This window comes from Streptomyces cyaneofuscatus, from assembly GCF_033109485.1.
GTDB lineage: Bacteria > Actinomycetota > Actinomycetes > Streptomycetales > Streptomycetaceae > Streptomyces > Streptomyces cyaneofuscatus.
This window is the reverse complement of sequence record NZ_CP137002.1, coordinates 3291359-3318330: the sequence shown is the minus strand read 5'-3', so window position 1 is coordinate 3318330 and position 26972 is coordinate 3291359. Positions and strand designations below refer to the sequence as shown.

The 26972-nt window shown below is 72.3% G+C and carries 30 protein-coding genes and 1 pseudogene; 17 read left to right on the top strand and 14 right to left on the bottom strand.

Annotation, left to right across the window (positions count from 1 at the left end; translation table 11 throughout):
- Positions 1–43: 43 nt before the first annotated feature.
- The gene (locus tag R2B67_RS14315) at positions 44–934 is read left to right on the top strand and encodes an NAD(P)H-binding protein (RefSeq protein WP_317818278.1); all 891 of its coding nucleotides are present in this window, start codon (positions 44–46) and stop codon (positions 932–934) included.
- Positions 935–950: 16 nt separating this feature from the next.
- Here R2B67_RS14315 and R2B67_RS14310 read toward each other — a convergent pair whose 3' ends face one another.
- The 3 genes from R2B67_RS14310 to R2B67_RS14300 form a co-directional block, all read right to left on the bottom strand.
- Complete coding sequence (locus R2B67_RS14310) at positions 951–1424, bottom strand: MarR family winged helix-turn-helix transcriptional regulator (RefSeq protein WP_317818276.1); 474 nt, start codon at positions 1422–1424, stop codon at positions 951–953.
- Positions 1425–1476: 52 nt separating this feature from the next.
- Positions 1477–2442 (bottom strand): AraC family transcriptional regulator, encoded by a 966-nt coding sequence (locus R2B67_RS14305; protein ID WP_317818275.1) that lies wholly within the window; start codon positions 2440–2442, stop codon positions 1477–1479.
- Positions 2443–2584: 142 nt separating this feature from the next.
- Entirely contained in the window at positions 2585–3475 is an 891-nt protein-coding gene (locus R2B67_RS14300) for an NAD(P)-dependent oxidoreductase (protein ID WP_317824848.1), read from the bottom strand.
- Between the two features lie 187 nt (positions 3476–3662).
- Between R2B67_RS14300 and R2B67_RS14295 the strand changes: the two genes are divergently transcribed.
- Entirely contained in the window at positions 3663–3992 is a 330-nt protein-coding gene (locus R2B67_RS14295) for a winged helix-turn-helix transcriptional regulator (RefSeq protein ID WP_317818274.1), read from the top strand.
- Positions 3993–4056: 64 nt separating this feature from the next.
- Here the strand turns inward: R2B67_RS14295 and R2B67_RS14290 are convergent, their stop codons facing one another.
- Entirely contained in the window at positions 4057–5250 is a 1194-nt protein-coding gene (locus R2B67_RS14290; protein ID WP_317818272.1) for a flavin-containing monooxygenase, read from the bottom strand.
- Between the two features lie 226 nt (positions 5251–5476).
- Here R2B67_RS14290 and fepB point away from each other — a divergent pair, with 226 nt between their 5' ends.
- From fepB to R2B67_RS14265, 5 genes are all read left to right on the top strand, one after another.
- A complete protein-coding gene (gene fepB / locus R2B67_RS14285) occupies positions 5477–6490 on the top strand; it encodes a Fe2+-enterobactin ABC transporter substrate-binding protein (RefSeq protein WP_317818271.1) in 1014 nt (337 codons plus the stop codon).
- Between the two features lie 2 nt (positions 6491–6492).
- Positions 6493–7530 carry a FecCD family ABC transporter permease gene (locus R2B67_RS14280; RefSeq protein ID WP_317818269.1) on the top strand — a complete coding sequence of 346 codons (1038 nt, stop codon included), beginning with the start codon at positions 6493–6495 and terminating at the stop codon, positions 7528–7530.
- Positions 7527–8588 carry a FecCD family ABC transporter permease gene (locus R2B67_RS14275; RefSeq protein WP_317818268.1) on the top strand — a complete coding sequence of 354 codons (1062 nt, stop codon included), beginning with the start codon at positions 7527–7529 and terminating at the stop codon, positions 8586–8588. Before R2B67_RS14280 ends, R2B67_RS14275 begins: the two co-directional genes overlap by 4 nt.
- A 96-nt stretch (positions 8589–8684) precedes the next feature.
- Entirely contained in the window at positions 8685–9137 is a 453-nt protein-coding gene (locus R2B67_RS14270; RefSeq protein WP_128847207.1) for a DoxX family protein, read from the top strand.
- Positions 9134–9556 carry a Zn-ribbon domain-containing OB-fold protein gene (locus tag R2B67_RS14265; protein WP_317818266.1) on the top strand — a complete coding sequence of 141 codons (423 nt, stop codon included), beginning with the start codon at positions 9134–9136 and terminating at the stop codon, positions 9554–9556. The genes R2B67_RS14270 and R2B67_RS14265 overlap by 4 nt, the downstream gene beginning before the upstream one ends.
- Before the next feature lie 6 nt (positions 9557–9562).
- Here R2B67_RS14265 and R2B67_RS14260 read toward each other — a convergent pair whose 3' ends face one another.
- The gene (locus R2B67_RS14260; RefSeq protein WP_317818265.1) at positions 9563–9976 is read right to left on the bottom strand and encodes a hypothetical protein; all 414 of its coding nucleotides are present in this window, start codon (positions 9974–9976) and stop codon (positions 9563–9565) included.
- 77 nt (positions 9977–10053) lie between these two features.
- Here R2B67_RS14260 and R2B67_RS14255 point away from each other — a divergent pair, with 77 nt between their 5' ends.
- The 3 genes and pseudogenes from R2B67_RS14255 (at position 10054) to R2B67_RS14245 (ending at position 10998) form a co-directional block, all read left to right on the top strand.
- Positions 10054–10233 (top strand): helix-turn-helix domain-containing protein, encoded by a 180-nt coding sequence (locus R2B67_RS14255; protein WP_317818263.1) that lies wholly within the window; start codon positions 10054–10056, stop codon positions 10231–10233.
- Positions 10233–10738 (top strand): annotated as a pseudogene (locus tag R2B67_RS14250) (Scr1 family TA system antitoxin-like transcriptional regulator). The gene R2B67_RS14255 and the pseudogene R2B67_RS14250 overlap by 1 nt, the downstream one beginning before the upstream one ends.
- A complete protein-coding gene (locus tag R2B67_RS14245; RefSeq protein ID WP_317818262.1) occupies positions 10735–10998 on the top strand; it encodes a DUF397 domain-containing protein in 264 nt (87 codons plus the stop codon). The pseudogene R2B67_RS14250 and the gene R2B67_RS14245 overlap by 4 nt, the downstream one beginning before the upstream one ends.
- A gap of 16 nt (positions 10999–11014) precedes the next feature.
- Here the strand turns inward: R2B67_RS14245 and R2B67_RS14240 are convergent, their stop codons facing one another.
- The 5 genes from R2B67_RS14240 to R2B67_RS14220 all read right to left on the bottom strand — a co-directional run bounded on the left by R2B67_RS14240 (position 11015) and on the right by R2B67_RS14220 (position 14673).
- Positions 11015–11335: a type II toxin-antitoxin system PemK/MazF family toxin gene (locus R2B67_RS14240; protein ID WP_317818260.1), complete on the bottom strand. Its 321-nt coding sequence runs from the start codon at positions 11333–11335 to the stop codon at positions 11015–11017.
- Between the two features lie 6 nt (positions 11336–11341).
- Entirely contained in the window at positions 11342–11641 is a 300-nt protein-coding gene (locus R2B67_RS14235) for a hypothetical protein (RefSeq protein ID WP_317818259.1), read from the bottom strand.
- Between the two features lie 63 nt (positions 11642–11704).
- The gene (gene pspAB / locus R2B67_RS14230) at positions 11705–12325 is read right to left on the bottom strand and encodes a PspA-associated protein PspAB (protein WP_317818257.1); all 621 of its coding nucleotides are present in this window, start codon (positions 12323–12325) and stop codon (positions 11705–11707) included.
- A gap of 22 nt (positions 12326–12347) precedes the next feature.
- Positions 12348–13256 (bottom strand): zinc metalloprotease HtpX, encoded by a 909-nt coding sequence (gene htpX, locus R2B67_RS14225; RefSeq protein ID WP_018510731.1) that lies wholly within the window; start codon positions 13254–13256, stop codon positions 12348–12350.
- A 91-nt stretch (positions 13257–13347) separates the two neighbouring features.
- A complete protein-coding gene (locus R2B67_RS14220; RefSeq protein ID WP_317818255.1) occupies positions 13348–14673 on the bottom strand; it encodes an NsdA family TPR-like regulatory protein in 1326 nt (441 codons plus the stop codon).
- Positions 14674–14850: 177 nt separating this feature from the next.
- On the opposite strand from R2B67_RS14220, the gene R2B67_RS14215 reads away from it, so the two are divergent.
- The 3 genes from R2B67_RS14215 to R2B67_RS14205 are packed head-to-tail and all read left to right on the top strand — an operon-like array spanning position 14851 to position 17524.
- Positions 14851–15840, top strand: coding sequence for a Gfo/Idh/MocA family protein (locus tag R2B67_RS14215; protein ID WP_317818253.1), 990 nt, complete (start codon positions 14851–14853; stop codon positions 15838–15840).
- A complete protein-coding gene (locus R2B67_RS14210) occupies positions 15837–17090 on the top strand; it encodes a DegT/DnrJ/EryC1/StrS family aminotransferase (protein WP_317818251.1) in 1254 nt (417 codons plus the stop codon). Before R2B67_RS14215 ends, R2B67_RS14210 begins: the two co-directional genes overlap by 4 nt.
- Entirely contained in the window at positions 17087–17524 is a 438-nt protein-coding gene (locus R2B67_RS14205) for an NUDIX hydrolase (protein WP_317818250.1), read from the top strand. Before R2B67_RS14210 ends, R2B67_RS14205 begins: the two co-directional genes overlap by 4 nt.
- Before the next feature lie 75 nt (positions 17525–17599).
- Here the strand turns inward: R2B67_RS14205 and R2B67_RS14200 are convergent, their stop codons facing one another.
- Together R2B67_RS14200 and R2B67_RS14195 are read right to left on the bottom strand one after the other, a co-directional pair.
- Positions 17600–18328, bottom strand: a complete 729-nt coding sequence (locus tag R2B67_RS14200) for a pyridoxine/pyridoxamine 5'-phosphate oxidase (RefSeq protein WP_317818249.1) — start codon at positions 18326–18328, stop codon at positions 17600–17602.
- Between the two features lie 90 nt (positions 18329–18418).
- Positions 18419–19600, bottom strand: a complete 1182-nt coding sequence (locus tag R2B67_RS14195; RefSeq protein ID WP_317818248.1) for a thiolase C-terminal domain-containing protein — start codon at positions 19598–19600, stop codon at positions 18419–18421.
- A gap of 162 nt (positions 19601–19762) precedes the next feature.
- On the opposite strand from R2B67_RS14195, the gene R2B67_RS14190 reads away from it, so the two are divergent.
- Together R2B67_RS14190 and R2B67_RS14185 are read left to right on the top strand one after the other, a co-directional pair.
- On the top strand, positions 19763–20968 hold the full coding sequence (locus R2B67_RS14190; protein WP_317818246.1) for an acyl-CoA dehydrogenase family protein: 1206 nt from the start codon (positions 19763–19765) through the stop codon (positions 20966–20968).
- Complete coding sequence (locus tag R2B67_RS14185) at positions 20965–21456, top strand: nitroreductase family deazaflavin-dependent oxidoreductase (protein ID WP_317818244.1); 492 nt, start codon at positions 20965–20967, stop codon at positions 21454–21456. Before R2B67_RS14190 ends, R2B67_RS14185 begins: the two co-directional genes overlap by 4 nt.
- 182 nt (positions 21457–21638) lie before the next feature.
- Here R2B67_RS14185 and R2B67_RS14180 read toward each other — a convergent pair whose 3' ends face one another.
- Complete coding sequence (locus R2B67_RS14180) at positions 21639–22286, bottom strand: TetR family transcriptional regulator (RefSeq protein ID WP_026241229.1); 648 nt, start codon at positions 22284–22286, stop codon at positions 21639–21641.
- A 414-nt stretch (positions 22287–22700) separates the two neighbouring features.
- On the opposite strand from R2B67_RS14180, the gene R2B67_RS14175 reads away from it, so the two are divergent.
- A complete protein-coding gene (locus R2B67_RS14175; RefSeq protein ID WP_317818240.1) occupies positions 22701–23510 on the top strand; it encodes a VOC family protein in 810 nt (269 codons plus the stop codon).
- A gap of 260 nt (positions 23511–23770) precedes the next feature.
- The gene (locus R2B67_RS14170) at positions 23771–26188 is read left to right on the top strand and encodes a protein serine/threonine kinase AfsK (RefSeq protein ID WP_317818238.1); all 2418 of its coding nucleotides are present in this window, start codon (positions 23771–23773) and stop codon (positions 26186–26188) included.
- 52 nt (positions 26189–26240) lie between these two features.
- Here R2B67_RS14170 and R2B67_RS14165 read toward each other — a convergent pair whose 3' ends face one another.
- Positions 26241–26930 carry a hypothetical protein gene (locus R2B67_RS14165; protein ID WP_317818237.1) on the bottom strand — a complete coding sequence of 230 codons (690 nt, stop codon included), beginning with the start codon at positions 26928–26930 and terminating at the stop codon, positions 26241–26243.
- Positions 26931–26972 lie beyond the last annotated feature (42 nt).

Below are 26972 nucleotides of genomic sequence, written 5' to 3'. Positions count from 1 at the left end.
CTGAACCATGGCGGGACAGGGGGAGCCGGGCAAGGCTTGATCCATGACAACGACAGCAGACGCAACACCGGGACAGCCCGCCCCTCGGCCCCTGTCCCCGGTCCTGGTGACCGGCGGCACCGGCAAGACCGGCCGCCGCGTGGTGGCCCGCCTCCGCGAGCTGGGGGTGGAGACCCGGGCGGCCTCCCGGTCCGGTGAGACCCCGTTCGACTGGGAGGACCCGGCCACCTGGGCGCCCGCCCTGGAGGGGGCCGCCGCCGTCTACATCGTCCCGCTGGACACCGTGCCGTCCCCGACGCCCGCCTTCGTCGAGCAGGCCGTGGCGGCCGGGGTGCGGCGGATCGTGCTGCTCTCGGCGCGGGGCGTGGACGAGCCGGGCTACTTCGGCGACACCCTCCTCAACCGGGGCCCGCACTTCCAGGGCGAGGAGGCCGTGCGCTCCGCCGGTCCGGCCTGGACGATCCTGCGCCCCGGCTGGTTCACCCAGAACTTCACCGAGGGCGCCTTCGTCGACGGCGTACGCGCCGGCGAACTGGTCCTCCCGGTCGGGGACGGCAAGGCGGCGTACATCGACACCGACGACATCGCGGCGGTGGCGGTGGCGGCGCTCACCGAGGACGGCCACGACGGCGAGGTCTACGAGCTGTCGGGCCCCCGCGCGCTGAGCGTCGCCGAGGCCCTGGACGAGATCGCGAAGGCGACCGGCGGCCCGCGCGCCTCCTACGTCCCGGTCGACCCGGCGGACTTCCGGAAGGGGCTGGTCGAGCAGGGCATGTCGGAGACGGACATCGAGCTCTGGACGGGCGGCCTGGACCCGATCCGCACGAGCCGGGAGGCCCCGCTGAAGGACGGCGTCCGCCGCGCCCTGGGCCGCCCCCCGCGCGACGTCGCCGACGTCTTCCGGGACGCGGCGGCGGCGGGCGTCTGGGGCTGAGCGGCGGCGGGACCGCCTAGAGGGTGTCCGCTTCACCACCCGTGTTGCGGATCATCTGCCGGAGCACCTTGAGGGCGGTGACGTAATCGGCGTCGTCGATGCCCTGGTGGACGCGGGCACGGATGCCCGGGGCGTGCCGCTTGAGCCCGGCCCGGGCCTCCTCCCCCGCCTCGGTGATCCACAGCCGTCCGTCCTCGTCCCGGGTGAGCCAGCCACGCTCCACCAGCACCTCCGACTCGGCCGCCAGGTCGTCCTCGAACCGGATGTAGGTGCTCATGGCCTGCTGGAGCTCGGGGACGGTCAGGCCCCGGCCGTCGGGGGAGAGGTCGTTCGCCGACAGGTTGCGTAGCAGCCAGAACTGGGGCTGGGTGAAACCGAGTTCGGCCTGCCGCTCCCGGATGAAGGCGATGAGCGCCTCGTAGGCCACGCCGGTCCAGTAGGCGGCGGGCTGGGCGGCGAGTTCGGCGTCGGTGAGCTGACGGAGCGTCATGACGGGCTCTCCTTGGGGTCGTCGGCTGATGGGCTCAACGTAGAACCTCAAGTTAAGTTGACGTCAAGGAGGTGGGGAGAGGTGCCCGCCCGCCCGCCGTGGCCTCCCGGCGGAACGCGCTCGGGCTCTCGCCCCGGAGCCGTTTGAACGCCGCGCTGAAGCCGAACGCGTCCGCGTAGCCGACCCGCCGGGCCACCGCCGCCACCGTCAGCTCCGGACGGGTCAGCAGGTCGGCGGCGAGGGCCATGCGCCACTCGGTCAGGTACGCCACCGGGCCGTCGCCGACCAGCTCCGTGAAGCGCTTCGCCAGCGTGGTCCGCGAGACCCCGGCCCGGGCCGCCAGCTCGGCCGTCGTCCAGGGGTGCGCCGGTTCCTCGTGCATCGCCCGCAGCGCGGGTCCCGCGACCTCGTCGGCCAGGGCCCCGTACCACCCCGGCGGCTCGGCCTCCGGGCGGTCGAACCAGTCCCGCAGGGTGCACACGAGCAGCCAGTCCAGCAGCCGGTCCAGCACGATCTGGTACCCGGGCCGCGCGCCGCCGATCTGGGCGGCCAGGTAGTCGCGCAGCGGCCCGCAGTCCTCCTCGTCGGGCACGACGAGCGCCGGCGGGAGGGCCCGCAGCAACCGCTGGGGAACCTGCGCCTGTACGTCGTAGGCGGCGGCCAACAGCACGGTGGGACCGTCCAGTTCGGCCCCCGGGCCGGGGACGGCGGCCAGTTCGGGCGCGGGCGCCGGGTCGGCGCCCCAGCGCACCTCCCGTACCCCCGCCCCCGTACCGCCCGCCGGGTCGTCGGTGAAGGTGAACGGGGCCGGACCCCGGACGATCGCGGCCGCCCCGGCGGCCAGCCGCAGCGGTTCGCCGCCCTCCGGCACGAGCCACCCGGCCCCCCGCATCGGCAGGCACAGGGTCAGGTAGGCCCCGTCCGTGAATCGCAGGGAGTACGGCGGCCACAGCACCGACCGCCCGAACACCGCACCCTTGCCCCGCACGCCCCGCAACAGCTCGTCGAACACGTCCATGGCGCCACGATAGGCACAGTCGCGCCGTGCTCCGGACTACAGACGCCCCGTGCTCCGGACTGTAGACGGCCCGTGCTCCGGACTGTCCGGACTGCTCACCCGGCCCCACCCCCGTACTGCGCGAGGGTCACCTCGTACTGATCTACGCCGGGTGCGCCGGGCTCCTGAGCACCTCGGTCAGGGCCGAGATGCTGTGGCCCCCATGACCGGCGTCGACGGCCCGCCGCAGCAGGTCGTGGAACGGCCGGTGCCACCCCACGTCGAGCCCCGCCTCCTCGGCGAACGCCACGTCGTGGGCCGCTCCGGCGAGGAACAGATCCACCGAGGACGCGGGATCACCGTAGTCGCCCCGGTCGATCTCCCCGGCGAAGACCGGAAGGAGTGCTCCGATCATCTCGAACCACTTGACCCCGAACCGCACCATCGAGGCGGCGTCGAGCCCGCGCGCCCGGAGCGCCGCCGCACCCTGGAAGAAGCCGACGAGCGCGGGCAGCAGCGTGCCGCCCACCGCCATCTCGTACAGCGCGGCGAGATCGGGGTCGTCGCCGAGGTGTACGGTGTCGCCGCCCAGCACCCGCAGGGTGGCCGCGTGCTCGTCGAAGACACCCCGGTCGCCGCCGTAGTACAGCAGGGTGTCCTCGGCGCCCACGGCGGACGGAACGTTCTTGACCGCCCCGCCGAGGTACCGCGCGCCGTGCCCGAGCGCCCAGTCGGCCATCGCCCGGGCCCCGGCCGGCGACCCGCTGTTCAGGGTCACCAGGGTGCGCCCCCCGATCGTCGTGGCGGCCGGTCCCAGCGCCTCGACGGTGGACTCGAACGTGGTCAGACAGGCGATGACCAGAGGGCTCGCCGCCACGGCCTCGTCGACCCTCCGCGCCTGCCGGGCCCCGAGCGCCACCAGGGGCGTGCCCTTCGACGGGGTCCTGTTCCAGACGGTGGTCGGATGCCCGGTCTTGATGTACGCCTCGGCCAGCGCGCGGCCCATCGAGCCCAGTCCGATGACGGTCACGGGCGTGCGGGGGTGCTCGGTCATGGAGTGCTCGGTCATGGGGTGCTCCTGCGTCAGCGAGAGGGAGTGAAGGGCAGGCGCAGGCAGGGGAGTCGTGGGCTCCCTGCGCGCCGGCTGTTCCATGCTGCGAGGGCACTGAATCTTCCGCAAGTACCTACAATTCTGTTCGGTACCCACAGTTCTGTCAGTGGTGAGCCTTCAGGGAGGGCAGATGCCGAAGCGGAGTTACACCTGCGGACTGGATGCCGCCATCGATGTCATGGGAGGGAAGTGGAAGGGCCTGATTCTGTTCTGGCTCGACGAAGGCCCCCTGCGTTTCGGCGAGTTGCGCCGGACCGTGGCCGGGATCAGTGAGCGCATGCTGATCCTCCAGCTGCGCGAACTGGAGGCGAGCGGCCTGGTGCACCGCGAGGTGCACCAGCAGGTGCCGCCGAAGGTGGAGTACTCGCTGACGGAGTTCGGCCGTTCGCTCATCACCGCGCTCACCCCGCTCGGCGAGTGGGGCGAGGCCAACATGGAGCGGCTGGAGGACCTTCCGTAGCGGCGGCCGCGGGGTCTCCCGCAGTGGCGGCCGACGGGCCTTCCGCAGCGGCGGCCGCCGGACCTCAGTGCGCCCGCGCCACCCTCTTGGCGATCTTCCCCGCGTCCAGGGCCATCTCGCGCAGCATCCCGCTGATCGGATTCGTGAAGCCGGTGAAGTAGAGCCCCGGGGCCTGCTTCGGGGTGCGGCCCCCGTGGGTGACCGGGCGGCCCCGCGCGTCCAGCACGTCCAGGTGGCCCACCAGCGGCTCCAGGGCACGGGTGTAGCCGGTCGCCGCGATCACGGCGTCCGGGGTGAGGCGGGTGCCGTCGGCCAGGACCACCGCGTCCTTGTCGAAGGAGGCGACGGTCGCCACGGGGGTCACCGTGCCGTTCTTCACCGCGTCGATCAACCCCACGTCCTGGACCGGGATCGCGCCCTCCCGCACCCGCGAGTACAGGCCCGTCCCCGGCCGCGGCAGCCCCTGCGCCGACAGGTCCGGTACGGCGATCCGCGCCATCACGGCCCCCGCCCGGTCCACCAGCCGCACCGGCAGCCGGCGGACCAGGATGCCGGTCGCCTGGGCCGGCCACCCCGCCGTGGAGCGGCGCACGATGTGCGGGGCGGTGCGCACCGCGATCCGCACCTGGGAGGCCCCGCCTTCCGCGAGGTCCGCCGCGATCTCGGCCCCCGTGTTGCCGATGCCGACCACCAGGACGTCCTTGTCGGCGTACGGGGCCGGGTTCCGGTACTCCGCCGCGTGCAGCAGCTCCCCGGTGAACGTGTCGCGGCCCGGCCACTGCGGGATGCGCGGGGTGTGGTTGAAGCCCGTGGCGATGACGACCGCGCGGCCCCGCAGGACCCGGCCGCCGGTCGCGGTGAGCTGCCAGTCGCCGGAGCCGTCGGGGGCCGGGTCGATCCGGTTCACCTCGACGCCCGTGACGACTTCCAGCTCATGGTGCTCGGTGTACTTCTCCAGGTACCGCACCACGTCGTCCCGGCCCACCCAGCGGCCGAACCTGCGCGGCATCTTCAGCCCCGGCAGCGCCGACCAGCGCCGCGTGGTGTGCAGGTGCAGCCGGTCGTAGTGGCCGCGCCAGGAGGCGCCGACCCGGTCCGCCTTCTCCAGGACCACCGCCCGTACGCCCCGGTCGCGGAGCGCGGCAGCGGCGGCGAGGCCGCCGGGCCCGCCGCCGATGACGTAGACGGGCCGGTCGTCCGTACGGTCGGTGAGGGCGACGGCGTCGGTACGGCCTGTGGGGGAAGGGCTGTTGGGCATGGTTCGGAGCGTAATCGCCCGCTCTGTTGATGGGTCTCGGTCAAGGTGGGAAACGATTGCGAATTGATCACGGGGGGCGGGATGCGGTGATTGCCGCCCCTTCGCACCCCTCGCCCCATCTAAGGTAAGGCTAACCTTGCTTCGATTGTTGTGAGGTGACCATCGGGGGGCCCTCGCGCGGTGCAGTGCCGCGCGCCCGCCCGGCGGTCGAAGGGGTGGGACGTACATGAACGGCAGACAGCTCCGGGCTCGGTTCAAGGGGGCGGCGGTCGTCGTCGCCGGGCTCCTCGCGCTCACCGCCTGCGGTGGCGGCGGAAGCGATGCGGCCGACGCGAGCACCAAGGGCGACAAGGGCGGCGACAAGGCGGCCGCCACCACCCGCTCCGTGAAGCACGACGCCGGTACGACGGAGAAGGTGCCCGCCCAGCCGAAGCGCATCGTCTCGGTCAGCGTCACCATGACCGGCCACCTGCTCGCGCTCGACGCCCCGGTCATCGCCTCCCAGGCCACCCCGCCCTCGGTCATCACCGACAAGCAGGGCTTCTTCACCCAGTGGTCCGACGCCGCCGCCAAGAACAGCGTCAAGGTCGCCTACCAGGGCTTCGAGCCCGACGTGGAGAAAGTGCTGGCACTGAAGCCGGACCTCATCATCGGCGCCTCCTCCGGCGCGGAGAACGCCGAGAAGTTCTACGACAAGCTCTCCGTCGTCGCCCCCACCCTCCTCTACCGCCACGACGACGTCTCCTGGCAGGACCTCACCGCCCGCCTCGGCAAGGACCTCGGCCTGGAGAAGCGTGCGACCGAGGTCGTCGCCGCCCACGAGAAGCGGGTCGGCGAGGTCAAGGCCGCCATCGCCGTGCCGAAGCAGTCCGCCGCGCTCGTCCGTGACAACCAGTCCGCGATGACCGTCTTCACCCCCGAGTCCGCCCAGGGCCGGCTCCTCACCTCGCTCGGCTTCACCGTCCTCGAACCGCCGGCCGGCAAGGGCCAGACGCAGGGCGGCCGTTCGGACTTCGCCGAGTTCAGCCAGGAGAAGGTCGCCGACACCGCGAAGGACAGCTCGCTCCTCTTCGTCAGCCACACCCCCGAGGAGATCACCGCCGCCACCGCGCGCCCGGTCTGGAAGGACCTGGCCGCCGTCAAGGACAAGCGCGTGTACGACCTGGGCCTCGACACCTTCCGGCTGGACTACTACAGCGCGGGCAACCTGATCGACAAGATCGAGAAGGCCTTCGGCTGACGGTGGTCCCCAAGAAATCCGCCGTACGCGTACGGTACGCCGCCGGGCTCACGGCGGGGCTGGTCCTCCTGGCCCTCGCCGTGGCCGGCGGCCTCGCCGTGGGCGCGCAGCCCGTGCCCCCGGCCGAGGTGCTGGCCGCACTGTTCGACCCGGACGCCCCGCACGCCTCGCTGGTCCGCGAGGTCCGGGTGCCGCGCACGCTCCTCGCCGTCACCGCCGGAGCGGCGCTCGGCCTGGCCGGGGCGGTGATGCAGGGCATGACCCGTAACCCCCTGGCCGACCCCGGCATCCTCGGCGTCAACACCGGGGCCGCCTGCGCCGTCGTCGCCGCGACCGTGTTGCTCGGTACGCGCTCGCTCCAGGCCGTCGTCTGGTGGGCGCTGCTCGGGGCGGCGGTCGCGGTGGTCGTGGTGTACCTGCTCGGCGGACGGGGTGCGGGCCGCGGCACCCCCGAAGGGCTCGTGCTCGCCGGGGTGGCCGTCACGGCCGTGCTCGGCGCGGTGGTCAGCGGGCTGGGGGTGCTGGACGCGGACGCGTACGGGACCCTGCGCATCTGGTCCGTCGGCACCCTCTCCGGCCGCGAACTCCCGGTGTTGTGGGAGGTGTTGCCGTTCCTCCTGGCCGGTGCGGTGCTGGCGCTCACCGTCGCGCCCGCCCTCAACGCGTTCGCGCTGGGCGACGAGGCGGGCCGGGCGCTGGGCGTCGCCCCCGGACGCGTACGCCTGCTCGGCACGCTCGCCACGGTGCTCCTCAGCGGCGCCGCCACCGCCGCCATCGGCCCGGTCGGCTTCATCGGCCTGGTCGCCCCGCACGTGGCCCGCCTCCTCACCGGCCCCGACCACCGCCGCCTGATGCCGTACGCGGTCCTCATCGGCGCGGGCCTGCTGCTCGTCGCGGACATCGTGGGCCGGGTCATCGCGCGGCCCGCCGAGATCCAGGTGGGCATCGTGACGGCGTTCGTGGGAGCGCCGGTACTGATCTGGCTGATCGGCCGCAACAGGCGGCGGTCCGCCTCGCGGAAGGCGGTGGCGACGGCATGAGCGCTCTCGGCAAGCCCATGACCGTACGCGGCCGGGGCCCCGCCCGCCGGACCCTCCGCCTCGCCCCCGGTGGCCTCTCCCTCCGCCTGCGCCCCCGCCCCCTCGCCGTCACCCTCCTCCTGGCCCTCCTCGCGGCGGGCAGCGGCGCCCTCGCGCTCACCCGGGACGGCCTCGTACCGCCCGCCGAAGTGCTCGGCGCCCTGTTCGGCGCGGGCTCGGAGCAGGCCGCGTTCGTGGTGCTGGAGCTGCGGCTGCCCCGGGTGGCGCTCGGGCTCGTCGTCGGCGCGGCGCTGGGCGCGGCCGGGGCGCTGTTCCAGCAGCTCTCCCGGAACCCGCTCGGCAGCCCGGACATCGTGGGCTTCAACTCCGGTGCGGCGACAGGTGCGTTGCTGGTCCTGCTGCACGGGAACCCGGCGTACGTGGCGGTGGGCGCGGCAGGAGGTGGCCTGGCCACGGCGCTCATCGTGCAACTCCTCGCCCGACGCGGCTCGTTCCGGGGTAACCGGCTCATCCTCGCCGGGATCGCGGTCGGTTCACTGCTGGCCTCGGTCAACGCGTACCTGCTGACCCGGGCCGCCCTGGACCACGCCCAGTCGGCCCAGCTCTGGCTGATCGGCAGCCTCGGCTCCACGGAACGCCACCAGATCCTCCCGGCCCTCCTCGCCCTGGCGGCCCTGCTCCTGCTCGCTCTTCCGCTGGTCCGCCGCCTGGACCTGCTGGAGATGGGCGACGAGGCGGCGGGCGGCCTGGGCGTCGACGCGGGCCGCACCCGGGCGATGGTGCTCCTGATCGCGGTGGGGCTCAGCGCGGTGGCGGTCTCGGTGGCCGGCCCGATCGTGTTCGTGGCGCTCTGCGCACCGCAGCTGGCCCGCCGCCTCAGCCGCGGTACGGGAACGGGGCTGCTGCCCGCCGCCGCGATGGGCGCCCTGCTGCTCTCCGCCTCCGACCTGGTGGCCGTCACCCTGCCGACGGCGGGCCCGCTGCCGGTAGGGGTGGTGACGGGCGCGCTGGGCGGGGTCTACCTGGCGTGGCTGCTGGGGCGCAGGCAGCGGCGCTAGGAGGCGCGCCGGTCCGTGCAGACCCCTTGCGCGGGGCGGCCCGCATCCGCTGAACTGACGTACCGTCAGATTCTAGACGTCCGGAGGAGCTGCCCGATGCAGACGATCTGGCTCAGCGGTGCGGAATGGCTCGCCGTCCTCCGTATAGGCCTCGGCCTGTGGTGGCTGGAGAGCTGGCGGCACAAGGACAGGAAGGGCTGGTTCGAGCGGGGCACGGGGATCGCCTGGGCGGCGGACGTCGCGGGCAAGCACCGGTGGGGTGTGGTGCGCACCGGCTTCCGGCGGGTCGTGGAACCGCGCCCGAAGGCGATCGCGTACGTAGTCGTCTACGCCGAACTCGCCCTCGGACTGGGCCTGGTGACGGGCTTCCTCACCCCGATCGCCCTGATCGCCGGCCTCCTTCTCAACCTGCTCTACCTGGTCCTGATGATCCACGACTGGGCCGAGCAGGGGCAGAACGCGATGATGGCCCTGATCTCGCTGGTGGCCCTGTTCGCGATGGCCTGGCAGACGTGGTCGCTGGACGCGGCGTTCGGGCTGTTCCTGTGAGCGCGGACCGGCCGGCGCCGGGCCCGCGCTTCGACCTCCCGGAGCCGGACGCCTTCACCCGCCCCTACTGGGACGCGGCGGGGGAGGGGCGGCTGCTGATCCGGCGGTGCGGCGGGTGCGGGCGGGCGCATCACTACCCGCGCGAAATCTGCCCGTACTGCTGGAGCGAGGACGTGGGGTGGGAGCGCGCGAGCGGTCGGGCGACGCTCTACACGTGGTCGGTCGTCCACCGCAACGACCTGCCGCCCTTCGGGGACCGCGTCCCGTACGTGGCCGCTGTCGTCGACCTCGCCGAGGGGCCGCGGATGATGACGGAGGTCGTGGAGTGCGCGCACGGCGACCTCCGCATCGGTATGGGGCTGACGGTCACGTTCCGGGAGGCGGGAGAGGCCGTACCGGTCTTCCGGCCCGGCCGCTGAACCCGCTCACTCCTCGTGGGTCGCCGGAGCCAGCTGGGCCATCACCAGCCCGTGCAGCAGCTCCGGATCCACGAACTCGTCCTCCTCCGGCGCCCCGCACCGCCAGCTCAGCGGATACGTGTTGCCGTCCGGGGCCGGGATGCCCACCCACTCGTCCCGCGTGGCCGGCCCGAAGCACTTCACGCCCGGCGGCCAGTCGTACCCTTCACTCGCGCCCGGTGGAATCAGGAAGTACGTCCACCGCGCCCCCGCCATCTCCCGCACCACGGGCCCCGGCTCGCCCTCGGTGAGCGTGGCGAGATGCTGGAGCACGGCCTCGCCCCGGATGCCCCGGAGCCGGATGGCGTCGAAGTGAATCCCGGTGAGGTGGAGTTGGTGCCCGGCGGCCGGTACCCATTCGGGGTGTTTCTTGCTCGTCATGGCTACGAGCATTCCGCCGACTGCGTAGCGTGACCAGCAGGACACGGTCCACATCGATGCGATGTGAGGAGGGCGGGATGGCTGTGGGGACGAGTAGTGAGCCGACGCACGGACTGCGGCTCGTGGGAGATCTGATCCGTATCCACCGGGTGCGGGCCGGACACACGCAGAAGACGGCGGCGGATGTGCTGCTGATCTCGGAATCCCTGATGGGCGCGGTCGAACGGGCGGAACGCATTCCGCGCGCGATCTGCTGATGGACGCCGAGCGGCTGTTCGGGGCGGACGGGGCGCTGGAGGCGTGCTGCGAGCTGGTGGACGAGGAGAAGTACCCGCCGAAGTTCCTGGACTGGGCGCGGCTGGAACGGCTCGCGCGGGTCATCAGCGCCTACGAGACCATGCTGATCCCGGGCCTGCTCCAGACGGAGGCGTACGCGTACGCGCTGTTCCGGTCGCACGTACCGGCGTACTCCGAGCCCGAGGTAGTGCGGCTCGTCGAAGCGCGACTGGAACGGCAGGCGGTGCTGACCCGCTGATGCCGTCGGACCAACACACGCACGCGGGATTGAACGGACCCATGCAGTTGATGTCCACGGCGGAAGGCCGCAATCTGCTCTTCGCGGAGGGGCAGGGCGGCGATAGGTTGATCTCGAGGCCGGAGCAGGTGAGCGACCAGCTCGACCTCTTCGGCATCCTGCGGGCCCAGGCGCACAACCCCTGGAAGTCGGCGGAGATCATCGAGACGAAGGTGAGACAACTGTGAACCACGGACCCGGACTGACCTGGTTCAAGTCCAGCTACAGCGGCAATACGGGCGAAGCCTGCATCGAGGTCGCCTACGACTGGCGGAAGTCCAGCTACAGCAACAACGAGGGTGGCGCCTGCGTAGAGGTCGCCACTTGCCCCCACACCGTCCACATCCGCGACTCCAAGGTCACCGACGGCCCCACCTTCGCCGTCGCCCCGGCCGCCTGGACCGCGTTCCTGGACCACGCCACGGTCACCACCACCGTCAACGGCTGACCTCGGCCCCGGTGGTCTACAGCGCGAGTGCGGCGCGCAGCCCTGCCGACACCTTCATCATGGTCTGCGGGGATAGCGCGCCGCGATCCTCTTCCAAGTCTGTGCGGTACAGCAGGGCTACGTCATCGCAGAGCACGCGTCCCACGAGAGGGTCCGCCGACCCGAGCTCGATGATGGTCGGCAACTCGGGTTTCGTGCTGGTGGTGAGCCGGACCGCCAGGCAGTCCTGCAATGCTCGGTTGCGAGCATTGTTGGAGACGACGAGCCAGGGTTTGCGCCCACTGCCGATGTCGGCCATGTAGACCCGTCCCCTGATGGGGGTGAGTGCATTGCCCATAGGAGGTCAGTCCTCCAGCCGGGCGCTGCGAGCGCGCATTGCCCGGCGCGTGGACGTGTCTTCCTCGTCCTGGGCGGCGGCCAGAGCGGCATAGCCGGTGAGCATGGCGTGCTCGGTCACCGCGATGCGTCCAGCGGTCAGAAGGGCATGAAGAGTCTCGGCTTCCGACGCGTCGTCGGGCAGCCTTATGCCCGCCATCTGTTCAAGCGCCTCGTGTTCCGGCGAGCCCGTCGTCCGGAGGCGTTCGATGTGGGCCTGATCTTCCTGGCTGAGGGGGACGCTCTTGCGGACCTTCGGATTCGCCATGCTGCATAGTGTGCTGCAGAATATGCAGCATGGCAAGCTGCACGGTGTGCTGCGGATACCGGATCACAGCCCCGGCGCCCCCCACACCGGGAACCACCGGGACAGGTCCTTCTCCACCCGGAGGTCGTCGCCGAGGGCGCCCCGTACCTGGAGCTCCAGCTGGTTGTCCCGCTTCTCGGCGTCGCCGGGCAGCGGGGCGAACGGGTAGAACGTGCCGCGCTTGTAGAGGTAGACCAGCGCCAGCGACCGCCCCTCGGCGGCGTCGGCACCGTCGGCACCGTCGGCGCCCTCCGCGTCCCGGAAGCCGATCAGCGAGCACAGCAGGTGCGGGCCGAAGCCGCCTTCCTGGAGCAGGGTGTTCACCGCGTGCAGGTCGTTGACCAGGCTCGCCGTGTCGTCGGCCGGGTGGCTGGCGAGCAGCCAGGTGTAGCCGTACGGGTCCCGGCTGAACTCCACCGGGATGCCGCCCCGCTCGGTGTCCGCGTCGAGCAGCTCCCGTACGTCCTCCTGGAGGCGCGCGAAACCGCCGCCTTCCACGCCCGCGAAGCAGACCGAGCCCAGGCCGGTCGGCGTGAACCCGGTGGCGGCCTGGAGGGTGAGAGCGGCCGAGGGGACGGCGAAGAGCTGGTCGAGGTCGGGGCGGACGGGTTTGCTGCGGCCGAGGATGGCGTCGAGCAGGCCCACGGGCGTGACTCCTTGAAGGCTCTTATCGGGACAGGTCGGTGGAGATACGGGACAGCTGGTCCAGGCGCTGTTCCAGCGTCGGGTGCGAGGAGAACAGCCGGCCCAGGGACTCCTTCGCGGAGAACGCGGGCATGAAGTAGAACGCGTTGTACGGCTCCGCCTTTCGAAGGTCCTCGGTCGGGATGCGGGCCATCTGCCCGCTGACCTTCGTCAGGGCCGACGCGAGGGCGGAGGGCCGGCCGGTGAGGAGCGCGGCGGCGCGGTCGGCGGAGAGCTCGCGGTAGCGGGAGAGCAGCCGGGTCAGCAGGAAGCTGATCGCGTACACGACGGCGCTGATCAGCGGGATGAGCAGGAGCAGGATGCCGGCCGGGTCGTTGCCGGGACGGCTGCGCGCGAAGCCGCCCCAGAGCGCGATGCGGGTGATGATGCCCGCCAGAACGCCGAGGAACGAGGCGATCGTCATGACGGCGACGTCCCGGTGGGCGACGTGCGACATCTCGTGGGCGAGGACGCCCTCCAGCTCCTCCGGCTCCAGTCTGCGCAGGAGGCCGGTGGTCGCGCAGACGAGGGCGGTCTTCTCGCTGCGGCCGGTGGCGAACGCGTTCGGTACGTCACTCTCGGCGATGGCCACCTTGGGCTTCGGCATGTCCGCCAGCGCGCAGATGCGGTCGATGGTGCCGTGCAGCTCGGGGGCCTGTTCGGGGGTGACCTCGCGGGCGCCCATGCCGTACGCCGCGATGCGGTCGCTGAACCAGAACTGGGCGATGAACAGGCCGCCCGTGATGATCAGGATGATCGGCCAGGAACCGCGCAGGGCCGCGAGGAGCACGCCCACGAAGACGACGTAGAGCAGACCGATCAGGAACATGGTGGTGACCATGCGGCCGGTCAGGCCCCGGTCGGGGGCGTAGCGGGAACGGGCTCGTGGCATCGGTACCTCCAGCGACTCGCCTTCCTCCCATAGTGCCCCCTTCTTGTTGAAACCGGGTTAAGGGGGCAGGTGGGGCGGCGGCGGGGCCGCCTCAGGCGGTCCGGAGCCGATCGAGGAATGCTGGGACGCCTTCTACCTTCCGGTAGGGCGTGAAGGCGGGGGCCAGTTCGCGGACCAGGGTGACGCATCGGTCGGCACCGATGCGGGTGGCGAGGTCGAGTGACTCGGTGCTGACGACGAGTGCCCGTTCGACTTCGCGGGCCTGAAGGAGGCTGCGTGCCTCATAGGTGCGGAAGACGCCACGCGTCTTGTCCCGGGCGCGTGGAAGCAGAGCCAGACCCTCGTCGATACGGGCTCGTGCCTCTTCGGTGCGGCCGAGGTCCAGGAGGCACTGGCCGGAATCCACGGCCAGATCAGCCGTGCCCATCCACCGGCACCAGACCGGGGCCGGGTCGGCCGCGTCGGTCAGCAGGGCGGTCTCGGCGGCGGCGAGGTCGCGGTGGCAGTCGGCAGCGGCCCCGAGCGCGGCGTGAGCTCGTGCCCTGCGCAGGTGCAGGAGCGAGCGGGCGGTGGGGTGCCGCGTGTGGATCAAGGCCTGGCTCAGGGGGGCCACCGCGGATTCAGGCCGGCCGAGCCAGATCGACTGATAGGCGAAGTCGGACAGGACCCCGGCCCCGAGGTCCCGGTCGCGGGCGGTGTGCGCGTTCGTGAGAGCCGCGTTCCACAGCTTTCCGGCCGCGTAGTGCTCGCCCTGGTCGAAGCGGTACCAGCCACACGTGCTGGAGAGGGAGGCCGCCAGGCGGTGCATCCGGCGGCCGGTGGCCTCGCTGTAGCGGGCGCCTTCGAGGAGGTCGGTCACGGTGGTCAGGTGGGCGTCCATCAGCTTGATGGTGTGCTGGCGCTGCTCGGTAGGCAGGGCGGTCAGTTGGGTGCTGGTGTCCTCCAGCCAGTCCACGAGCTCGTCATCGACGCGGCGTCCACCGAGTGCGGTGGTGAGGCGGTCGGGTTCGAGCGTGGCCCATTGGGAGGCCAACCCGGCAAGGGCGAGCGCGCTGTAGGTCAGGAAGGTACGGCGTTCGCGGTTCATCGCGGCCCTCTGTGCGTCTCGAAGTGCTTGGACGGTGTACGCCGCCCCGAGCGGCGCCGGGTCGTCCCGGCCCGGGAGCCAGTGGGGCCACGGGTACCGCTCCAGGTCGGAGACGGGAACGTCGAAGGCGTCCGCGATCAGGAGCTGAGATTCGATGCTCGGCGTCTTGCGGCCGTTCTCCCACCTGCTGATGGCCGCCTTATCGGTGCCCGAGCGGAGACCCTCGGGGCGCATCGCGGCAGCGCGGTGCAAGCGCGCTGCGAGTTCGCTCTGGGACCAGCCGCGTAGGACGCGGGCGTAGGCGAGAGGGTGCCGGATCGGGTCGTCCACGGGAGTGATCCCATCATTGACGGTGACCGCCAGGCTACCGGGCGTACCGACGGGACAACCCCGGGACTACAGCTGACATCTATGGCTGGACGCTGAGTTGGCGCTGTACTCGTCATTCCTCGACACGTTCCTCGCGAAGCAGAACGCGCTCCTCCCCTGAGTGGAAGGCGAATGAGCATGAGACGACGCGCTGCGATCATCGGCCTGGGCCGCCAGGCCGCCGAAGATCACCTGCCCGGCCTGTTCGGCTCCAGCCGGGCCGAACTCGTCGCGGTATGCGACAACAACCCGGACATCCTGCACGAGCGAGCGGACACCCTGGGAGTTCCCGGGTTCACCCGGACAAGTGACCTTCTGGCCGAGACGGCCCCGGACTTCGTGATCGTCGCCGTCCCCCACCACGTCGGACGCGCGGTGATCGAGGAGTGCGCCGCCGCCGGCGTCCACGTCCTCAAGGAGAAGCCGTTCGCCACCTCCGTCGAGGAGGCACGAGAACTGACCGGGATCTGCCAGGACGGGCGGGTGGAGCTGATGGTGACGCTCCAGCGCCGGTTCAACCCGATCTACACCAGCGTGGCCGGGATGCTGGACCAGATCGGGACCGCGTTCCTGGTCGGCGGGCACTACTCGTTCCACACGCCCGACCCCGGCGCCGGATGGCGCGGGGACCTCGGGCAGGCCGGTGGCGGCTGCATCCTTGACATGGGCTACCACCTGATCGACCTGCTGCTGTGGTACTTCGGCCTGCCCAGCCGGGTCATCGCGGAGTTCTCCGCCACCGCCCTTCCCGAGGGCCGGTACGACGCTGAGGACACCGCCGTCGTTCAGCTCGGCTACGACTCCGGCCTGTACGGATCGCTCGTCCTGTCGCGGTGGATGGCGCCGAAGACGGAGTCCCTGCGGGTCGTCGGGACGGGCGGCTCGGTGGTGCTGACGAAGGGATCGGTCCAGCGGCTCGCCCTGGACGGCACGGTCGTGGAGGAGCTGACCCGCCCGTGCGCCCCCAGCGTCGCCACCGCACAGATCGACTACTTCTGCCGGGTCCTGGACGGAGAACGCCCCAACGTATCCGGCCCCGAACAGCACCTGGCGCACGCCGCGTTCATCGCATCCTGCTACGAGTCCAAAGCCGCGGGCCGCTACATCGACCCCAAGGAGATGCTGTGACCAGTCCCCTCGCCCTCCTCGGGGGCGCCCCGGCCGTCACCACCGGCGGCCCTCACTTCACCTGGCCCCCGATCGACGACATCACCCGCGCGAAGGTACTGGCCCAGCTGGACTCGGCCATCTCCCTCCCCGGCCGGTCCGGGATCGTCGCGGACCTGGAAGAAGCCCTCCAGGACTACTTCGGCGCACGGTACGCGATCACCACCAGCTCCGGCACCGCCGCCCTGCACGCCGCCTACTGGGCCGCCCGCGTCCAACCGGGCAACGAGGTCATCGTTCCCGCCTGGACCTTCCACGCCACCGCTTCGCCGCTGTTCCAGCTCGGCGCGGTCCCGGTTCTGTGCGAGACGCTCCCGGACGGCAACATCGATCCCGCCCGGGTGGCCGAGCTGATCACCCCGTGCACCCGCGCCATCATGGTCACCCACCTGTGGGGCAAGCCCGCCGACATGGCCGACCTCACCGCGCTGGCCAGAGACCGCGGCCTCGACCTGCTGGAGGACGGCTCGCACGCCCACGGGGCCAGCCACGGTGGGCAGAAGGTCGGCACGTTCGGCCTGGCCGGGGCCTTTTCCCTCAACGGCCCCAAGCCTCTGTCCGGCGGTGAGGGCGGCTTCGTCCTCACCGACGATGCCGACACCTACTACCGGATCCTGACGTTCGCGCACTACAACAAGCGGGCCAGGAACGAGATCCCGGAAGACCATCCGCTCGCGCGGTACGCGGTCACCGGAGCCGGCCTCAAGCTCCGTATCCACCCCTTGGCCGCAGCCCTTGCCCACGACCAGCTCGCCCGCCTGGATGCCTGCCTCGCCGGCCGCGAGGAGATTGCCGCCCACCTGATTCGAGGGCTCGGCCGGATACCCGGGCTGGAATTCACCCCCTTGCCCGAAGGGGTGAAGTCGTCCTGGTACGCGTTGACCGTCACCTACCGGCCCGACCGGCTGAGCGGCCTCTCCCTCGACCGGTTCCATGAGGCCCTCGTAGCGGAAGGTGCGACCGAGTTCGACCTGCCCGGCTCCACCCGCCCTCTGAACCAGCTCCCGCTCTACCAGCACCCCTCCCACCTCTTCCCCGGCTACCCGGCCGTCCGCAGCCGCTACCGGCCCGGCGACTTCCCCATCGCTGAGAAGGCTCACCTGCACACGATCAAGCTGCCCGTCTGGCACCGTGAACAGGATCTGAAACTGGCCGACCAGTACGTCAGTGCGGCCAGGAAGGTCAGCGAACACCACAAGGAGCTTCTGTGACCGTGACCTCCGACCTCGCCCGAACCCTGACGGAGGAGGCCGAAGCCGAGGGCATCACCACCTTCGTGGCTGCGGCCGTCGTCGCCGACGCCGACCGCATCCTCCTGGTCCGCCGCAAGCCGGACGACTTCATGGGCGGCCTGTGGGAGATCCCCTCCGGGCACGTGGACGCGGGGGAGAGCCTCCTGGACGCGGCCCGGCGGGAGACGCAGGAGGAAACCGGCCTTACCGTCTCCTCCGTGGACCGGTACCTCGGGCACTTCGACTACGAGAACAGCCGGGGTACCACCACCCGCCAGTTCAACTTCGCCGTCACCGTCGCCGAGACCGGGCCGGTCATCCTGACCGAGCACGACCTGCATCAGTGGGTGAACCCGACCGGTGATCTGCAGGGCGTCACCGACGGCGTACGAAAGGTACTGACCAGCGCTTAGGACCAGAACGGCCGACCGGGGGCCGCACGATGGGCGGCTCCGGCCGGCCGGCCCACGAGCTGGTACGGATGTTCCTCAGGGCCAGAGCAGCTCGCGGGTCCAGCCGCCGGTCTCCGGGCCGGTCTGTGAGCCGCTTGCCGCGCGGGCCTCCGTGGGGGCCTCCATACGGCGGTAGCGGAGCCGGATGTGGCGGCGCCGGGCATCGCCCTGGAAGAACTCCACCTCGGCCGGCTCGACCACGTACCGGGTCCAGGTCGGAGCCTCGGTGTCCGGTTCCGCCTGGGCCCGCTCCCAGGCCGCGTCGGCCGCCCGGTGCAGGGCCGCCACGGACTCCACGACCTCGCTCTGTGTGCCGGTCAGGGCGGCGGCGAGGGCTCCGGTGGACCGGGCGTGCAGGTCGGCGTGGCTCTCGGCCGGGGTGCAGCGGACGACGGGGCCCCGCACCCGTACCTGGCGCCCCAGGCTCGGCCAGTAGAAGCCGAGCGCGGCGTACGGGCGGGCGGCGAGCTGGTGGCCCTTGGCGCTGGTGGCGTGCGAGGCGAAGTGGAAGCCGCGCTCGTCGGCGCCGTGGAGGAGCAGGGTGCGTACGTCGGGGAGGCCGTCTGCGTCCGCCGTGGCCAGCGTCATCGCGTGCGGCTCGGGCTGCCCGGCCGCCACGGCGTCGGCGAACCACGCGTGGAAGAGGGGGAGGGGCGCTGGCGGGGCGGTGGCCGGGTCGAAGTCCGGCAGCTCGGTGTCCCAGACGCGCTGGGCGTGCAGGAGGGCGGAGAAGGGGCGCGGGGCGGGTGCGGCGGCTTCGCTCATGGGGCCATTCCACCTGATCCCCAGCCGTTGCGGGTCGGCCTGATCCCCAGCCGTTGCGGGTCCGTCGGGCCCCGTCCCCTGAAGCCCCCCTCACCCCCGCCCCAGCACCACCGTCCCCGACGAGCAGAACCAGCCGCCCGTCCCCGACGCCACCGCCAGCTCAGGGAGGCGGCCGCCTGCCTTGTGGACCTGGCGGGCGCCGGCCTCGCCGCGTAACTGGCGTACCGCCTCCACCAGCAGGAACAGGCCGCGCATCCCGGGGTGGCAGGCGGAGAGGCCGCCGCCGTCCGTGTTCACCGGGAGCTCGCCGCGCAGGCCCGTGCGGCCCTTCTCCACGAACGCGCCGCCCTCCCCCTTCGCGCAGAACCCCAGGTCCTCCAGCGTCACCAGCGTCATGTACGTGAACGCGTCGTATATCTCCGCCAGGTCGATGTCCGAGGGGCGTACCCCGGCCCGTTCGAAGGCCAGGCGGCCCGAGACGGCGGCCGGCGAGACCGTGAAGTCCTCCCACTCCGACATGGAGGAGTGGGAGGCGGACTCACCTGTGCCCAGGATCCATACCGGCGCCTTTGCCGTGTCCGGTACGTACTCCTCGGCCGCCAGCAGCACCGCGCACCCCCCGTCGCTGCGGATGCAGCAGTGCAGCTTGGTGAACGGGTCCGCGATCATCGGGCCGGAGAGGACCTCGTCGACCGTGATGGGGTCCCGGAACATCGCCTCCGGGTTCGCCGCCGCGTTCGCCCGGGCCGTCACCGCCACCTCGGCGAGCTGCTCCAGCTTCGTGCCGTATGCGTGCATGTGGCGGCGGGCGGCCATCGCGTACTTGGCGATCAGCGAGTGCCCGTACGGGACCTCGAACTGGAGCGGTCCCCGCGCCCCGAACGACAGGTTCGACGTGCGGCGGCCCGCCTTGATGTCGGCCCGGGCCGTCGACCCGTAGACGAGGAGTACGGCTTTCGCCCGGCCCGCCGCGATCGCGTCCGCCGCGTGGGCGGCCATCACCTCCCAGGTGGCGCCGCCCACCGCCGTGGAGTCGACCCAGGTGGGCCGCAGCCCCAGATACTCCGCGACCTCCACCGGGGCCAGCGTCCCGAGCCCGGCGGAGGCGAAGCCGTCGACCACCGAGCGGTCCAGGCCGGAATCGGCCAGCGCACGCCGGGCCGCCTGGGCGTGCAGGGCGTACGGGGTTGCGTCGTCGACCCGTCCGCAGTCCGCGAGGGAGACGCCGACGACAGCGACCTTGCGGGGGAGGCGGGAGAAGGAAGCAGACATGAATCTGACGGTACATCAGGTACGGGTGGCCGCAACCGGGTCGTGCGCGCGACTTCCGTACCTCCGTGCGCGTACGGGAGGCTGGGAATTGCCGTTCCCCGCACCTAATATGACGCACCGTCAGATCAGGGGCCGCCGGTTCCTGAGGGGAGGAGCCCGACGATGGACGCCGCCTTCACCGCGGAACAGGACGAGATCCGCCGCACCCTGCGCGACCTGCTCGCCAAGCACAGCGGACCCGGCGAGGTCCGCGCCGCCGTACGCACCGCCGAGGGCCACGACCGGGCCCTGTGGCGCCGGCTCGCCCAGGAGCTCGGGCTGCCGGGGCTCGCGCTGCCCGAGGAGTACGGCGGGGCCGGCTGCACCGCCACCGAGCTCGCCCTCGCCTGCGAGGAGACCGGCCGCGCCCTGCTGCCCTCCCCGCTGCTCGCCACCGCCGTACTCGCCGCGCCCCTGATCGCCGCCCTCGGCACCCAGGCACAGCGCGCCGGCCTGCTGCCCCGGATCGCCGATGGGGCCCTCACCGCCGCCCTCGCCGTCCCCGGCGGGTCGATGGCCGCCGCCCTCGGCCTCACCGCCGACAACCGCACCGGAGGCTGGGCGGGCGGCGGGCGGGCCGGTGGTGTTCAGGCCCGACTCGGCGATGGTGGCTGGCGGCTCTACGGGGAGGCCGACCGGGTGCTCGACGGGCACAGCGCCGGGCTCCTCCTGGTCGCCGCCCACACCGGCGGCTATCCGCGGAGCCGGACGCTCCTCTTCCTCGCCCGCGCCGAGGCCGAAGGGCTCACCCGTACCCGCCTGACCTCCATGGACGAGACCCGCCCCCTCGCCCGCGTCGAACTGCGCGACACCCCGGCCGAGCTCCTGGGGGAGGACGAGGCGGCCAGCGACGTCTGCGGTGCGCTCGCCGCCACCGGGCGCACCGCCGCCGCCCATCTCGCCGCCGAGGCGGTCGGGGCGGCGGCGGGCGCGCTGGAGCGGACCGTGGCGTACGTGAAGGAGCGCGAGCAGTTCGGCCGGGCCATCGGGTCGTTCCAGGCCGTCAAACACCGCCTCGCCGACCTGTACGTACGGGTGGAGGCGGCCCGCTCCGCCGCGTACCACGCCGCCTGGGACCCGGCGGCCGGGCCGCTCGCGCTGGCCCAGGCGCTGGAGGCGGCCCGGACCGTGGCCGGTGAGGCCGTACAGCTGCACGGCGGTATCGGCTTCACCTGGGAGCACGAGGCGCATCTGTACGTGAAGCGGGCGGCGGGCGATGAGCTGCTCTTCGGGCCCGTACACCGGCTGCGCGACCATGCGGCGGGGCAGGCCGGGCTGTTCGGGAACGTCACGCCGGACGGCCTGGTGCACGGGGTGGCCGTCCGATGACCGGAACCGGTATGCGTGGTGCTCGGCTGATCCAGAAGGTCTCCTCGACCCGCGCCTTCGCCCGGATCGCCCCGCACGTCGTCCCCGTCCTGGACCGCACCGTCCACCGGCTCACCCGGGGCAAGGTGCTGCCCAGCGCCCGGATGCTGCCGGGGCTCGTCCTGGCGGTGCCGGGGGCGCGCAGCGGGCGGCTCCGGGTGACCCCGCTGGCCTGTATGCCGGAGGGGGAGTCCGAGAGCACCTGGATCCTCGTCGGCAGCAACTTCGGCCGTACGGGGCATCCGGCCTGGACCGCGAATCTGCTGGCCCGCCCGGAGGAGGCCGTCATCAGCTGGCGGGGCCGGGACATTCCGGTGCGGGCGCGGCTGCTGGAGGGGGCGGAGCGGGAGGAGGTGTGGCGGGTGGCGCTGACTTTCTGGCCGCCGTACGCGGCGTACCAGGCGCGGGTGGAGCGGCAGATCCGGCTGTTCCGGCTGGATCGGCGGTAGTCCGCCGTTCGCCGTCCGCCGGGTCCGTTCGCCGGGCCCGTCCGCCGTGGGTGTCCGGGAACACCGACGGCGGACCACCGGCAGAGTGCGTGGTGGTCCGCCGTCGGTGAGACAGGACGTGCCGGTAGGACATGCAGGTAGGACGTGCAGGCAGGGCGTACCGCTGGGGCGTACCGGGTCGGCTACTTGGTGGGCTTCTTGCCGGTGATGCCCAGGTGCACCAACAGCGCCAGGTTCGGGCGCAGTTCGGCCTGCTTCACACCCCAGGTGGTGAACCCCTTCTGGTGCGAGGCGACCGCGGCCAGCATCGCGACCAGGGAGCCCGCCATCGCGGCGGCGCTGATGTCCTTGTCGACCTTGCCCTTGGCCTGGAGCTCCTTCACCGAATCGGTGAGGGAGTTGGTGACCGAGTTCAGGATCTTCATGCGGATCTTGTAGAACCGCTTGTCCCCTTCGGCCGCGCCGAGGTCGATCACGCGGAGGATCGCGTCGTTGCGGCGCCAGAAGTCGAGGAATCCCTCGACGAGTTCCTCGGCCGTCTGCCAGCCGGCCTTGCCGACCCACGGGCGTCCGGCGACCAGTTCGGTCAGTCCGGCGCCCTCCTTGGCGACCTCCTCGGCGATTTCGAGGACGGCGCCTTCCACATCGGGGAAGTACTGGTAGAAAGTCGCGGGTGAAGTCCCGGCCTTCCGGGCGACGTCGATGACTTTGACGTCCCGGTACGGCGAGGAGCTGAGCATCTCGCTGAGGCAGTCGAGCAGCTTCTGCCGCGTCGCCTGACCGCGTCGACCGGCCACGCGGCCGTCGACGGTACGTACTTGTCCTGTCATGCCGTCAGCTTACCGAGGGCCGATGGGAGCGCGATTCGGCCGACTGCAAATGGGGAACGCCGCAGGAACTGCGGGGTGCGGGGGGCCGGAGGCGATCATTTTCGGCCGATGCGGCGGCGGTGCGTACGAGGTGGCGTACGAGGTGGCGCACGAGGTCCTGTTCCGGGGCCCGGTTGCCGGCCGCGGGGCCTGTTCATGCCCTCCGGCAATAGTGTTATCAACAGCCTGTGGACAACTTCGGTGGACAACTTTCGTCCACATGGTGACCACGCCTTCATTATCCGATCAAATGTTCCCTATGGGGTCGTTCGGCGTCCGCCGGGGCGCGCCGGACCGGGCGTGACGTTACGTTGACTGTGACGGGCATCACTGCGACGGAACCGCGACGGAACCGCGACGGAAGGACCGGGCCCCATGGCCGCATTCGCGCATTCGGCGCCGTGCTGGGTGGACGTGCAGCTCTCCGACCTCGAAGCGGGCAAGCGCTTCTACGGCGGACTCTTCGGCTGGACCTTCCGCGCGGGCGACGGCATGCCCTTCGCGGACGCCCTGAGCGGCGGCCGGCTCGTCGCCGCGCTCGCCGCCAAGAAGGACGGGCGGATGCCGACGGCCTGGGGCGTCTACTTCGCCACCGACGACATCCGGGCCACCGTCGCCGCGATCCGCGAACACGGCGGCCAGATCATCACCGACCCCGTACGGGCCGGGCAGGCCGGGATCGTGGCCCAGGCGGCCGACCCCGGGGGCGCCGTCTTCGGCCTCTGGCAGCCGGAGGAGCGCGAAGGGTTCGAGAAGCAGAACGAGCCCGGCTCCTTCTGCTGGACCGAGGTCCACACCCGGCAGCCGGAGAAGGTGGACCCCTTCTACGAGAAGGTCTTCGGCTTCCGGGGCACCGACCTGGACGAGGCGGGCAACGACGTCTCCGGCGACACCGAGGCGCTGGTCGACTTCCGGATGTGGTCGCCCGAGGGCGAAGAACCCGGCCCGGACACCGCCGTCGGCGGCCGCAGCGTCATCACGGACGCGTTCCCCGCCGAGCTGCCCAGCTACTTCCTCACCTACTTCACCGTCGCCGACTGCGACGCGGCGGCCGAACTCGCCGTCCAGCTCGGCGGCCGCGTCTCCGCGCCGCCCTTCGACATCCCGTACGGACGGATGGCGGCCCTCGTCGACGACCAGGGCGCCCTCTTCGCCGTGCTCCAGCCGAGCGAGCTGCTTCCCTGACCCTGCCGCGTACCGGCATGTACCCGGCATGCACCCGGCGCGTACCGGTGTGGGCGAGAATCGGCCGAAGTGACATGAGACACCCACTTCCGCCCCCGGGTTCGCAACCGGGGCCCGAGCCAGGAAGAATCAGGGTGCGCACCGCCAGGTGGCGCCCAGCGGTGAGACGCTGCGCAGGCCGGAAATCGCACCGGGCGGTAACGGGCGGTAATTCGCGGGCTTCGTTCCTGAGGTCCGTACGGGGAGGTGGCAGGCACGTGATGGAGCAGCTGACGCAGCACGACCCGAGACGGATCGGCCCGTTCGAGGTGCTGGGACGGCTCGGGGCCGGCGGCATGGGGCTGGTCTATCTCGCCCGGTCGGCGTCGGGCCGGCGGGTGGCGATCAAGACGGTGCGGACCGAGCTCGCCGAGGACCAGCTCTTCCGGGTCCGCTTCACGCGCGAGGTCGAGGCCGCCCGCGCGGTCAGCGGCTTCTACACCGCCGCCGTGGTCGACGCCGACCCCCGCGCCGCCGTGCCGTGGCTGGCCACCGCCTATGTGCCCGCGCCCTCGCTCGAAGAGATCGTCAACGAGTGCGGTCCGATGCCGACCCAGGCCGTACGGTGGCTGGCCGCCGGGATCGCCGAGGCCCTCCAGTCCATCCACGGGGCCGGGCTCGTCCACCGCGACCTGAAGCCCTCCAACGTGCTCGTCGTCGAGGACGGCCCGCGCGTCATCGACTTCGGCATCGCCTCCGGTGTCTCCAACACCCGCCTGACCATGACGAACGTGGCCGTCGGCACGCCCGCGTACATGTCGCCCGAGCAGGCCCGGGACTCCCGCAGCGTCACCGGGGCCAGCGACATCTTCTCGCTGGGCTCCACGCTCGTCTTCGCCGCCACCGGCCACGCCCCCTACCACGGGGCCAACCCGGTCGAGACGGTGTTCATGCTGCTGCGCGAGGGGCCCGACCTGGAGGGGCTGCCGGACGACCTGCGGCCGCTCATCGAGTCCTGCATGCAGACGGACGCCACCCAGCGGCCCAGCCCCGCCGACCTCCAGGCCCAGCTCGCCCCGCACCTCTTCGCCTCCGGCAGCGACGACAGCGGTACGGCGTCGGCCTGGCTGCCGACATCGGCCACCGCCATGATCGAGCGGCGCCGGGGAGGCGGCCGCACCGCCCCGCCCGCGCCTTCCCCGCCCCCGCCGCGCCCTCCGCAGCCCCCTCGCGCCCCGGAGCGCGCGCCGGACCGCGTTCCCGATCGTGGACCCGAGTGGCGCGGCGGGAACGACCTGCGCCCGCCGTCCCCGCTCTCCTCCTCGCCCCCGGCCCCCGACAGCGGACCCGTCCACCTGCCCGGGGCGAAGGCGCCGATCGGGCCCGGGCCGCGCGCGGGGGAGGTCCGGGGGGCCGCCGCCGCGCATCCGGCCGCCGCGACGGGCTGGGTCCGCCCGCCCGCGGGCCTGAGCGGCGCGGCCGGGACGCCCACGGCGCCCACGGCACCCGTACCGGCCGTCCCGGCTCCTGGACCGGCCCCGGACACCGCACCCGCGGCCCCCGACCGCTGGCGGCCGTGGCGCTTCCGCATGTCCAACGACGTGTGGGGGACGCCGGTCGTCTCCGGTGACCTGCTGTACGTCACGTCCTTCGAGATCCACGCGCTGGACGTCGGCAACGGGCGCCGCCAGTTCAAGACCCGGGACGTGGCGTGGGCGATGGCCGTGGAGGGCGGCCGCATCCACGCCTCGGACGGCCCGTCCCTGTACGCGCTGGACGCGGCGGGCGGAGCCGAGCAGTGGCGGGTCCAGACGGACGCCTGGGTGTACGCGCTCAAGGCCGACCGGGGCACGGTGCTGACCGCGACCCGGGGCGGCGGCGTCCAGGGGTGGGAGGCGTCCAACGGCGACAAGCTGTGGGAGATCACCGGGGCCCAGAGCGACTTCGAGACGGCGGAGGCCGCGCCGGTCATCCACGACGGCACGGTCTACGTCTGGCAGGACGCCCGGCTGCGCGCGCTGGACGCCCGTACGGGGCTTGAGCGCTGGTCGTACCCGATCGGTGACGCGGCCTCCTGCGGCGGCGTCCCGGTCCGGGTGACCCCGGCCCCCGACGGCTACGTCTACATCGCGGCGGGCACCCGGGTGCTGGCCGTGGACACCGTCTCCGGCCGGGTGCGGTGGCACTTCGAGTCCCCGGCGGTCTTCCTGTCCCCGCCCGCGTTCGCGCCGGGCCCGGCGGTGACGGGGGGCGGGGTCTACTTCGCGGACTACCTCGGCACTGTGTACGCGCTCGACGCGACGACCGGCAAGGACCGCTGGCGCATCGCCACGGAGGCCCGGGCCTCCCTGGAACCGGTCCTCGTCGCCGTGGGCAACGTCCACGTGGGCAGCGGCAGCGCGCTCTACACCCTGGACGCGGTCACCGGCACCCCGAAGTGGCGCTTCGCCGCGGGCGGCGACGTGGTGGGCGCCCCGGTCGTGGCGGACGGCCGGGTCCACTTCGGCTCGGCGGACCACGTGCTGTACACGCTGGACGCGGCAGGCGGCCAGCTCCGCTGGAAGCTGGCCACGGGCGGCGAGATCACGGGCTCGCCGGTGGCGCAGGCGGGGGTGGTGTACGCATGCAGCAAGGACCGCTGCGTGTACGCCTTGGACGCCCTGAAGGGCACAGGGACAGGCAACAGGGCCCGCACCTGAGCCAACTCAGCCCGTCCGGCGTTTGAGGACGGAACCCTCGGCGCGGGGACCGTCACGCCTCCGGCGGCCGCTGCGGCGGATGCACCGGATCCCGAGGATCCCCGGCCCGGCCCGGCGGCGGGGCCTGCGGATACGACCGCGTACGGGGGTCATGGGGGTCGGGCCCCGTGTACGGGTCCACCTCCGGCTCCGGCCACGGCGACGTGTTCGTCGACATCCCCGGCTCCTGCGTCGGCGGCCACATGTCCACCTGGTCCGCCGGCGGCGCGCCATACGGCTCCACCGGCTCCGGCTCCCGCTCCCGGCGGGCCCGAGCCCGAGCCGCCCCCCGCCCCCGCCCCCGCATCAGCAACGCCCCGATCAGCATCAGCACCCCGCCCGCCAACGCGTTCACCACCCCCACCTGCAACCCCGCCCCGTCCCCACCCACCGTCAGCGACCCCGCCGCCTGCCCTTGGCGGACCATCCACAGGATCGTGAAGCCCAGCACCACCAGCCCCGCGAGCGCGACCGCGATCCGCGACCGGAGCACCACCCCCGCGATCACCAGCAGCGCAGCGAACAGGAACGGCAGCAGGATCGAGACCAGCACCCCCGACTCCGTGGCGGTGATGCCCTCGAAGAGGTCCCGCACCCGGTAGTCCTGCCCCGCCCGCCCGTCGTACCAGTCGCGGAACGGGCTCAGCACGGCGGAAGCCGCCCCGGCGAGGGCGACGAGTGAGCCGAGGATGTTGCGGATCATCGTCAGCCTCCAACGGCGTACGGCGAACACCCCCCACACGGC